Raw genomic sequence first — 539 nt, 5'->3', positions numbered from 1 at the left:
TAATGCACAACGATGATTTTGCCGCTTAAGCAAGGCAGCAACTCACCCAAAATATCGCTCAGATCTGGCGCATCAATCAATTCGCTGTGAGTGATACCGTGGATGATAACGGAATCTTCATCCAACTTTTTCTGAGGCCTTACTTTCCAGTGTCGAGCATCGCGCAGAAAAATACGTCTCAGATTGAAAGGTACTAAACCGATAGTAATAATGTCGTGTTTTTCGGGATTGAGCCCTGTCGTTTCGAAATCCAACGCGACAAATTCAACCTCTGAAATGGGGGTATTGGGCGCTGGTAATTCGCTGCCGTAAAAGGCGACAAGATTTTCATCACTGACGAGCTCCAACTTTTGCTGAAACTTGGTTGGCCATTGAATCGCAGGCTTTTGAAATAGCTTTTTGATCATGCCAAACCTCACTTAAAGCTCTTATTTGCTTGATAGCGGAACTTAAGGAAGTTCTGCCCATTGCTGAGAATTTGGAAGGCATCTTTCAAATTACGGCGTTCAAAATCGGAGAGATTTTCTGGTTCGATGTTG

2 protein-coding genes are annotated in these 539 nt (G+C 43.6%); both read right to left on the bottom strand.

All coding sequences use genetic code 11. The features are described 5' to 3' along the window. Positions 1-407 (bottom strand): exonuclease domain-containing protein (locus tag R8O10_RS27115; RefSeq protein ID WP_318192213.1); only part of this gene is annotated, 407 nt, incomplete at its 3' end. Between the two features lie 8 nt (positions 408-415). Next, on the bottom strand, positions 416-539 hold a 124-nt coding region (locus R8O10_RS27110; RefSeq protein WP_318192214.1), incomplete at its 5' end, for a putative nucleotidyltransferase substrate binding domain-containing protein.

This window comes from Vibrio sp. 1727, from assembly GCF_033344415.1.
Taxonomy (GTDB): domain Bacteria; phylum Pseudomonadota; class Gammaproteobacteria; order Enterobacterales; family Vibrionaceae; genus Vibrio; species Vibrio alginolyticus.
Note: the sequence above shows the minus strand (reverse complement) of the source record. Positions and strands in the feature narration are given on the sequence as shown.